15 protein-coding genes are annotated in these 8,666 nt (G+C 41.0%); 7 read left to right on the top strand and 8 right to left on the bottom strand.

What is annotated here, in order from left to right; genetic code table 11:
- The first annotated feature begins 88 nt into the window (after positions 1-88).
- The 3 genes from QZY09_RS21345 (at position 89) to QZY09_RS21355 (ending at position 1,221) form a co-directional block, all read left to right on the top strand.
- Positions 89-355 carry a YtxH domain-containing protein gene (locus QZY09_RS21345; RefSeq protein ID WP_096349568.1) on the top strand — a complete coding sequence of 89 codons (267 nt, stop codon included), beginning with the start codon at positions 89-91 and terminating at the stop codon, positions 353-355.
- Between the two features lie 87 nt (positions 356-442).
- Entirely contained in the window at positions 443-784 is a 342-nt protein-coding gene (locus QZY09_RS21350; protein ID WP_295675885.1) for a phage holin family protein, read from the top strand.
- Between the two features lie 5 nt (positions 785-789).
- On the top strand, positions 790-1,221 hold the full coding sequence (locus QZY09_RS21355) for a hypothetical protein (RefSeq protein ID WP_295675887.1): 432 nt from the start codon (positions 790-792) through the stop codon (positions 1,219-1,221).
- 21 nt (positions 1,222-1,242) lie between these two features.
- Here QZY09_RS21355 and QZY09_RS21360 read toward each other — a convergent pair whose 3' ends face one another.
- The 4 genes from QZY09_RS21360 to QZY09_RS21375 all read right to left on the bottom strand — a co-directional run bounded on the left by QZY09_RS21360 (position 1,243) and on the right by QZY09_RS21375 (position 4,001).
- On the bottom strand, positions 1,243-1,461 hold the full coding sequence (locus tag QZY09_RS21360) for an ATP-binding protein (protein ID WP_367119253.1): 219 nt from the start codon (positions 1,459-1,461) through the stop codon (positions 1,243-1,245).
- Between the two features lie 243 nt (positions 1,462-1,704).
- Positions 1,705-2,496, bottom strand: coding sequence for a molybdopterin-dependent oxidoreductase (locus tag QZY09_RS21365; protein ID WP_295675889.1), 792 nt, complete (start codon positions 2,494-2,496; stop codon positions 1,705-1,707).
- A complete protein-coding gene (locus tag QZY09_RS21370) occupies positions 2,480-3,181 on the bottom strand; it encodes a cytochrome b/b6 domain-containing protein (RefSeq protein WP_295675890.1) in 702 nt (233 codons plus the stop codon). Before QZY09_RS21370 ends, QZY09_RS21365 begins: the two co-directional genes overlap by 17 nt.
- Positions 3,182-3,218: 37 nt before the next feature.
- Positions 3,219-4,001, bottom strand: a complete 783-nt coding sequence (locus QZY09_RS21375) for a thioredoxin family protein (protein ID WP_295675892.1) — start codon at positions 3,999-4,001, stop codon at positions 3,219-3,221.
- 343 nt (positions 4,002-4,344) lie between these two features.
- Here QZY09_RS21375 and QZY09_RS21380 point away from each other — a divergent pair, with 343 nt between their 5' ends.
- From QZY09_RS21380 to QZY09_RS21395, 4 genes are all read left to right on the top strand, one after another.
- Positions 4,345-4,896, top strand: a complete 552-nt coding sequence (locus tag QZY09_RS21380) for a sigma-70 family RNA polymerase sigma factor (RefSeq protein ID WP_295675894.1) — start codon at positions 4,345-4,347, stop codon at positions 4,894-4,896.
- A gap of 12 nt (positions 4,897-4,908) precedes the next feature.
- The gene (locus tag QZY09_RS21385) at positions 4,909-5,181 is read left to right on the top strand and encodes a hypothetical protein (protein WP_295675895.1); all 273 of its coding nucleotides are present in this window, start codon (positions 4,909-4,911) and stop codon (positions 5,179-5,181) included.
- A 214-nt stretch (positions 5,182-5,395) separates the two neighbouring features.
- The gene (locus tag QZY09_RS21390; RefSeq protein WP_295675896.1) at positions 5,396-5,662 is read left to right on the top strand and encodes a hypothetical protein; all 267 of its coding nucleotides are present in this window, start codon (positions 5,396-5,398) and stop codon (positions 5,660-5,662) included.
- A gap of 77 nt (positions 5,663-5,739) precedes the next feature.
- Complete coding sequence (locus tag QZY09_RS21395) at positions 5,740-6,321, top strand: peroxiredoxin-like family protein (RefSeq protein ID WP_295675898.1); 582 nt, start codon at positions 5,740-5,742, stop codon at positions 6,319-6,321.
- A gap of 154 nt (positions 6,322-6,475) precedes the next feature.
- On the opposite strand, the gene QZY09_RS21400 is transcribed toward QZY09_RS21395, so the two are convergent.
- From QZY09_RS21400 to modA, 4 genes are all read right to left on the bottom strand, one after another.
- Positions 6,476-7,093: an ATP-binding cassette domain-containing protein gene (locus QZY09_RS21400; protein ID WP_295675900.1), complete on the bottom strand. Its 618-nt coding sequence runs from the start codon at positions 7,091-7,093 to the stop codon at positions 6,476-6,478.
- Positions 7,090-7,761 carry a molybdate ABC transporter permease subunit gene (gene modB / locus QZY09_RS21405; RefSeq protein WP_295675902.1) on the bottom strand — a complete coding sequence of 224 codons (672 nt, stop codon included), beginning with the start codon at positions 7,759-7,761 and terminating at the stop codon, positions 7,090-7,092. The genes QZY09_RS21400 and modB overlap by 4 nt, the downstream gene beginning before the upstream one ends.
- Complete coding sequence (locus tag QZY09_RS21410; RefSeq protein WP_295675904.1) at positions 7,761-8,141, bottom strand: hypothetical protein; 381 nt, start codon at positions 8,139-8,141, stop codon at positions 7,761-7,763. Before QZY09_RS21410 ends, modB begins: the two co-directional genes overlap by 1 nt.
- 6 nt (positions 8,142-8,147) lie before the next feature.
- On the bottom strand, positions 8,148-8,666 hold a 519-nt coding region (gene modA, locus QZY09_RS21415; RefSeq protein ID WP_295675906.1), incomplete at its 5' end, for a molybdate ABC transporter substrate-binding protein.

The following is an 8,666-nucleotide window of genomic DNA, read 5'->3' on the forward strand; positions in this document are numbered from 1 at the left end:
ATTGAGACAATTAGTCAGACCGGTAACATTTGGCAGGATATTTAATCATAATTAAAAAACAATTAATCAACTTTTAAATTTATAGTCTATGAAAGATAACACAAAAGTTTTGGCTGCTTTGCTGGTAGGATTGGCGGCAGGGGCGGCATTGGGTATTTTATTTGCACCTGACAAGGGAAATGAAACACGTGATAAGCTTGCAGAATCACTAAAAAACCTGGGCGATTCAATTAAAGAAACTGCCTCAAAAGAAATTGACAACCTGTTGGATTTAAAGAACAAAGTTGTTGATAATATTAAGACCAAAATAAACGGCGTTGAGCAGGAATTTCAGGATGATCTTGAACACGCATGATAGAAATAATTAGTCTTTGGTTTTAAGCTCCCGGAAAATTTCTGCAAACTTGAAACCAAAGGCTGATTGATTACAGCAAATAACGATATGGAAGCAAAAAATGATACTCCGCCACCATTAATTGATCAGCTTAAAGATTATGCGGAAACCCGCATAAAGCTGGCTAAATACCAGGCTATTGAAGGCGGAACCACGATAGCAGCAGGCCTTATTTCTGATCTGGTAACCGTTATCAGTATGGTACTGGCATTTTTATTTGCCAGCTTTACCCTGGCGCTTTATTTAGGCAGTTTATTTCACGCCTGGTGGATGGGCTTTGGGTGTGTATCTGTTTTGTATTTAATTATTGCCTTAGCCATAAAATACAATAAAAAAAGGCTTGAAAAACCTATCGTTAATGCATTTATACAAAAGATATTTAAAGACTAAAGCAAATGGATATACCTGTTAGAAATATTGATGATTTGCGGAACGAAATATCCAGGCTTAAGGGAGTTGAGCAGGAGCAGAGTATCGCATTATCCCAGCGGTTCAGAAGCCCGGGTGCTATATTATCGTCCATCATATCGATATTTCATACGCCTGGAAATGCCGATGGCCACAAAGAGACCGGCTTTTTTGACCAGGATATCGTTAGCCTGATCTCGCGTTTTGTATTACCGTTTACCTTGAATAAAACCGTTTTCAGAAATTCAGGCTTTATCATAAAAACGCTTGTTGGCCTTGTTTCTCAAAAAGCCTCTCATTTTATAACTGAAGACACGATGGTTGGCCTTTGGGATAAGGCAAAATCACTCTTCAAAAGCAAAACACCTCAAGAAACGCCTGCACACAAAGGAGTACCGCCGCTAAGCGAGACCTATTGATTATTAAAATATTACAGGGTTTCACTCCTTAAAGGAGATTACAAATTCAGTCCATTCATTTGGCGGGCTATTTACCGAAATTTTACCGCCCAGGCTGGTGATATGCTTATATACCAGGTATAGGCCAATACCTTTGCTATCCGGGCTATCGTTAAACTTTTGGTTAAAGCCGAATATTTTATCTTTTGTTTTATCCATATCCAAACCCTGGCCGTTGTTTGTAAAGATTAGTTGGCTCACCCCCTTATTTGGCATCGAAGTGATAAAAATCTCCGGACAAATGCCTGGGAAGACGATAAAAGAAACGTTTTTATCGCTTATAACGACGATCTGTATATTACAGAAGGGTATGGGTTAGCGCAAATTGCAAATCCACTCCTAAATCTTGATGCGCTGGCTGCATCGGCCCTGAAGATCCGAACTATATTCAACATTAGTCCAAATCAGCCTTAAGACTTTGGACTACAGGCCTATGACTTTACCCTACAATCCCGAATAATAATCATACCCTTCCTCGGCCCAGTAATCGCGCGGGCGGGTATTGCTAAAGGTGATGGTACCTATCCGTTTCAGATTTTTTATACCATATTTTACCGGGATAATCAGGCGCAGCGGTGCGCCATGGTCAAGCGGGACGGGTTTGTCGTTAACCTCATAGGCAAGCAGCGTTTGCGGGTGCATGGCACTCGGCATATCAATGCCAACATAATACGCCTTGTCTGGTGTTTCCATGCCTACATATTCCATTTTGGCATAGTCATCCAGCTGGTAGTGTTTTACAAAATCGCTGAATTTTACCCCTGCCCAATGTTGGATCTGGTCCCAGCCCTCAACACATTTAAAATCATATACGATCTCCGTTTTCGGCAGTGCCTTTAATTCATCGATAGAAACCTGCAGTATTTCGCCGCCCTTTTTTATTACGTGTAGTTTCCAGGTTGCCGGATCGAATTTCTTTTTGGCTTCTATCCCGATATCGCTGTTATACCTTACCCGTTTGGCAGCCATCTCTTTAGGGTAAGTTTTTACCAGGTGATTTTCGTTGAAAACTAACCGTCTGAAAAATATTTCTGTTTTGTTTAGCGCCTTTCTCAACGGACGGTGCGCTTCTCCGGTTATACCTGCTGTTTCGGTTGGCGATTTGTACAGCCAGCGCCAACCTTCAAAAACGCCCACAGCAAATACAGTGAATGCGCTAAAAGAGATAAAATTGCGCCTGTTGATTTTCTGCTCGATAGTGAGCTCCTTTTTTATTTTTTTATTTGGCGTTTTCATCGTCGTTTACTGTTCGAATTGCTGGTTTGGGTTTTTCATTAACTACTTCAAATCCTGAAATTACGGAGCTGAAATTTTTCCATCCCGCCAGGATCACCTGCACAATATGGATCACAAAAAATAATACATAGCCTATGGTTAAAGCAAAATGAAAGATCCTGGCCAAATGATAACCGCCGCATAACCAGGTTAAATAATAAAATTGCACCGGTTTATAAATGGCCAGGCCCGTAATTACCGACCCAATACCCATTATAATGATGGAGGTATAAGCAACGCGCTGCGCGGCATTGTATTTATTTTGCGGCGGCGCCGTTTTGCGGATGTGCAGATCGTGCAGCAATACCAGCCAGGCCTCTTTAAAAGAGTTTCGTTTAGGTAACAGTTCGCGCCATTCGCCGGAAATTACCGTGTACAGGATATAGAATATTCCATTCAACGTAAAAAACCACATAAACAGGAAATGAAAGGCCATCCCCTCGGCCAGCCGCTGTGGTATGTGCAGCGTATGGTAAAACCAATCTGGGAAGAACTTAACAAACGTATGCCCGAAAATGGTGACCGAATAAATATCATTAGCCCAATAGATCAGCATCCCGCTCCATATCATAATGGTTAATATTGGGAAGTTTACCCAGTGGCACCAGCGCATTGCTAATGAGTGCTTTTCTTTTATCGTTTTCATTACTAAATTATGCTCCTTTTAAGGTTCATTTGTTATTTCAGATATTTGTAGCGGCCCCCTTTGCCTTAGCTGCGCCGGTAATAGCGCCGGTTAATGTGTTTTGCAACACACCAATAATCTCCCATCCATTGGCATCATAACCATTTGGTAAAGATACATTTACTTCACCATTTTTGGCATTTAATACCACCTTTTGCAGCTTGCGCACGATCTGTATATGCGATAACGTGCGGCCTCCGTTTTCGCCCCTCTCAACTTTTGTCTGTGCACTTTTTTCCAGTACCGCTATCAGCAATACGGTATTCTTGTCAGTTCCCTCCGCGCTGTATTTTATGGCGGCCTGCCCTTTCTCAATAGCCGAAATGCCCAGAGAAAGCTGCGCGGGCGAAGCTGCCTGAAGATTGGTTTTTATCGCATTCCTCAGAGTGCTTTCTTCCGACCCTACAAATTCCGTTTTACCGTTTACTATTATTTGCGGCGTATAAATTTGCTGCAGGTGTAAATAACCGGCATATTCATTTTGTCTTTTTGAATAATCAGCACTGCTGAATCCGTCTTTCCAGCCCAGGCGGTTCCAGTAATCAACATGATAAGCCAGGATATAAACAGGCAGATCTTTGTCTTCCTTTTCTATTTTGGCCACCAAAGCATCCGCCGGCGGGCAGCTGGAGCATCCTTCGGAAGTAAAAAGCTCCACAACGGCAAAGCCTTTATCTTCATTATTGATCCTGGCTAAAAGCTTTGCGCCGATAAATGCTTTTGTACCCAGGGCGGCTGTGGTTAAAAAAGCTGCCAGTATAAATATCTTTCCTGATCTCATAGATTTATGAATTAAATTTAACGTTTTGCTCTATCAGTCGGAAACTTTCCCTAAACCTTACAATAAATGTAAAATTTTTTATGCTGTTGAAATGGAGTGAATGAACTTGTACAATAATGAATGGACACGAATTTCACGAATGAGAACGAATTGACACTAATCATATCCGGTTGATTAATTTCTTTCGCATTAAATTCCGTGTATGCTGTAAGGTATTCCCTATATTAACGACTAAAGAATAAAGTGAAGTCTATCTCGCTCGGATTTTCACCAAATAGATTCGTGTATATTCGAACCTATTCGTGAAATTAGTGTCTATAAATTCGTGCCTATTTAATTTATTATGCTTTTAAATCCACATCAATGGGTTTCGTCCCATGCCGATTATCTTTACTCCTTTGCTATAACCCGTATTAACGATGAAGATCTGGCCAAAGATTTGGTGCAGGAAACTTTTTTAGCCGCATTGCAAAAAACAGGAAGCTTTGAAGGTAAAAGCTCCGAGCGAACGTGGCTGACAGCCATCCTTAAAAACAAGATCATTGATGTTTACAGGAAAAAATCACAGGGGTTGAAAACAATAGATAACGAAGAAAAAGAAAACCGGGAGGATTTCTTTGAAGAGGATGGGCATTGGAAAGCCGAACACGGGCCAAAGGAATTTGGCATTGAAGATAAAGACCATTTGGTTAACAAAGAATTTGAGCACATCCTGCAAAAATGCATGCAAAAGCTGCCCGTATTATGGAAAGCTGTTTTTACCATGAAGCATATAGACGAGGAAGCAACAGACACTATCTGTACCGAACTCAAAGTAACGGCCTCAAACTTTTGGGTGATCATCCATCGCGCCAAATTGAACCTGAGGGCCTGTCTTCAAAAAAACTGGATCTAAAGTGATTGAATTATGAGCTATCTGAAAAAAATTATACATAATTGCAAACAGGCTACCTATTTGATCGAAAAGAAGTCAACTACCAGGTTGAGCTTTCGGGAATCGATCGAACTGCGCATCCACCTTTTTGGCTGTTCCTTTTGCAGGATCTTCCAAAAACAAAGCCATATAATCAATAACCTGGTAAAAGAACTTTTTAAAAGCGCTATGCAACCTGACTCCGGGCTGGATGATACCTTTAAAAAGGAATTGCAGGAAAAGATTGAGGAAGAATTAAACAAATAAAATTAACACGAATTTCACGAATAAGATCGAATGGGCTCGAATTTGATGAACGCCATCGAGTTGCGGGAAATCGCGCTTTTATCGAAATGGGCTAAGCAGATGAGTGAAAATTTGTCATCATTCGTGAAATTCGTGTCAATTATAATATTTTGTAAGGTTTCTGAAGTTTGCCCGACCAAGTGGTAAAAATCATTAAAAAACTAAAAAACAAAGTATGAAATCAATTTTTTCAGGCGCGGTTATCGCAGCAGTAGTTATCGCGTCATTAACCCTTAACGTTCAGGCAAAATCTTTTAATCCCGCTTCTGTTTCCGCAGTGAGTGACACCGGCAAAATGGCAAAAGACAAAATGAAGATGGACAAAATGGAGACAAAGAAATCCGGCAAAATGGCAAAAAGTAAAATGAGAGCCGACAAAAAAATGGATAAGATGAATTCCGGCAAAATGAAAATGGCAAAGGATTCTTCAGGTAAAATGTAAGCATGTTTGGTGGTGTAATGAAGGGGGCCCGCCCCCTTCATTACATCATCCTGCATTTAAGACTAATAAAATCGAATATGAAAAAATATATACTTATTTTACTCGGCATAGCATTATATACCCAGGTTTCAGGTCAATCGGGATTAAAAAGTGGCAGCCAGGCTCCTTTATTTAGTGGTAAGGATAATTCAGGCAAGACAGTAGATTTGAAAAAACTGCTCAAATCCCACAAAGCAATCGTCCTGTTTTTTTATCGCGGGCAATGGTGCCCTTATTGCAATAAACAGATCAAAGAATTACAGGACTCGCTCCAGTTATTAACCAGTAAAGGCGTTTACGTAATTGGTGTAACCCCTGAAACAGGCGAAAACATCCAAAAAACTGTTGGTAAAACCAATGCATCGTTTTCTATTATCCAGGATACAGGTTACCAGATCATGAAAGCATATGATGTAAACTACCGGGTGGATGATGCCCTTAATGCTAAGTTAAAAAGCTACGGTGTCGACCTGGAGAAAAACAATGGCAATACCGATCACGTGTTGCCTGTGCCCGCAACTTACGTAATCGCACCTTCCGGAAGGATCATTTATGTACATTTCGATAAAGATTATACCAAACGGGCTACGGTAGGCGCTATATTAAATTCCATAAATTAGGTATTAGTCGCTATTTTTGTTTTGAAAGCTCCATACGTCTTACGCCTGCCATGAAAAACTTCTTGATACTATTAATTTTGCATTTTTTTTGTGCTGCTGTGTTTGCCCAAAGTCTTTAAAACAAACTTTATCCCTTCGGCGCTAACGATAACCCCTATGGGATCATCAATTCATTTTCTGCGAGGCCTTCCAATTCCTGCGGGTTATGACTTACGATAAAAACGGTTGTGCCAAGCTCTTTAAATAACAACTGTAATTCTCCAATCAATTCAGCTTTCATTTTGGGATCCAGCGCTGAAAACGGTTCATCCATCAATAACAACTTGGGTTTCGTTGCTAATGCTCTTAAAATGGCCAAACGCTGCTGCTGCCCGCCGGAGAGGTATTCGGGTTTGTGGGTAGTTAAGGTTTCGAGTTGACCGATAGCCAGCAGCCTGTCAATCCATGCAGCGTCCTTTGTCGCATATTGCAAATGCTCCAGCACCGCCATGTTTGGGAAAAGTGCATAGTCCTGGAAAACAAAACCTGCCATCCGCTGCTGGGGCGGCAGCGAAATTTTTGACACAGTATCCAGCCAGATAATGTCGTCTACAACAATATTTCCTTTTTCAGGTTGAAGAAAGCCGGCTACTACCTTTAAAAAAGTAGTTTTCCCCGCGCCGGATGGACCGTAAATTTTTGTAATACTACCCCGTTCAAATTGCCCGGCAATTTTTAGCACCTGCTTACCCTGATAGGTTTTTAGCTTTTTCTCTATATCTATCCTGATCATTCCAGCGGGCTTTTTAAACGGTACTTATTAAAAACGAACACAGAAACTACCAGTATAAACGTGATGGCAAACAGGATAAGCGAATAGGCATTAGCTGTTGAGTAGTCCATTTGCTCCACCGAATCATACACCGCGATAGAGGCCACACGGGTTACATTGGGGATATTGCCGCCGATCATCAGCACAACGCCAAACTCCCCTAATGTATGTGCAAAAGTTAGCACAATGGCAGTGAGCAAAGATGGTTTGATGTTGGGCAATAAAATATGGATAAATGTTTGCCACCTGCTTTTCCCCAGGGAATAAGAGGCCTGCGACAGCGATACCGGCAACTGCTGCAAAGCCGATTTTATAGGCCCAAGCATAAAGGGCATGCTATAAATTACGGAGGCGAGCACCAATCCCTTGAACGAGAATACAAACTGCACGTCAAAAGTTTGCTGCAGCCATTTACCCATTCCGTGTTGCGGGCTGAATGCCAGCAGCAAATAAAACCCCAATACCGATGGGGGCAAAACCAGCGGCATGGTTATAATTGCTTCCAGTATCACCTTAAAAATTGACCGCCCTCTTGATAACCACCAAGCAACCGGCAAGCCTATTGCCAAAAGCAATACATTAGTTATACCTGCCAATTTTAAAGTGAGCCATATGGGGTTGAGATCCATTAATATGATTTATTTTCCTTATCGTGAATTTGTTGCCATAAAGCAACATAAAACCTAATATTAACTGAATCTGGTTGAGTTTTGATTCCACCAAATGGATGCGGAGGTTTAACATGTAAAATACGTTCTAAAGCAAACATCTTTTCAGTATAAACTGTAAAACGAGCAAAATGCAAGGATGTTCCTTCACTCCCATTGGCGGCATCATGCAAAAGCAAGGGCACATATTTTTTCTCGCCTGAATTGCCGGCTTTATATGCACCTTCTATTATTTCATTCGGAATATTGCTATTTAAAAGCCGCGTTATTTCCCTATCATCACTACAAGACGCAAGTATAAAAAATAAAAAAATCAGGATGCACTTTAAACCATTTTTCATAACTACTTATTCCACATGATACCCGTACTCTTTAAAAATAGCCTTAGCTGCGGCACTCAAAATGTATTGATAAAACTTTTCAGCATTAGCATTATCCTCACCATGTTTTAATAAAACCATGCCCTGTTCAATGGGCGAGTAAATTTTAGGGTCGATCACCTCCCAGTACAGCTTTGTTTTATTATTAGGATCTTTTACCAAAGCCTGGGTGGTAAAACCAACATCAGCAACGCCTGTAGTAATATAGGTGTTTACCTGCGAAATACTTTCACCTGTAACTATCTTAGTTTGTACATCGGCTAAAATGCCCTTCTTTTTCAGCACCTCTGTCGCAGCTTTGCCGTAGGGGGCAATTGCCGGGTTGGCAATCGCTATCTTGTTTATTCTCCCGGTGAGCAATACCCGTGCCCAGTTTTCAAAACCTATATTCTGAATGCTGCAGATCACCAGGCTGCCCTGCGCATAAACGACAGGTTTTTTTGCACTTAAGCCTTCTTTAAACAATGTTTCAGGGAAGGTCATATC

Origin of the sequence: uncultured Mucilaginibacter sp., assembly GCF_903913935.1 — a bacterium.
In the GTDB taxonomy this organism is placed as follows: domain Bacteria; phylum Bacteroidota; class Bacteroidia; order Sphingobacteriales; family Sphingobacteriaceae; genus Mucilaginibacter.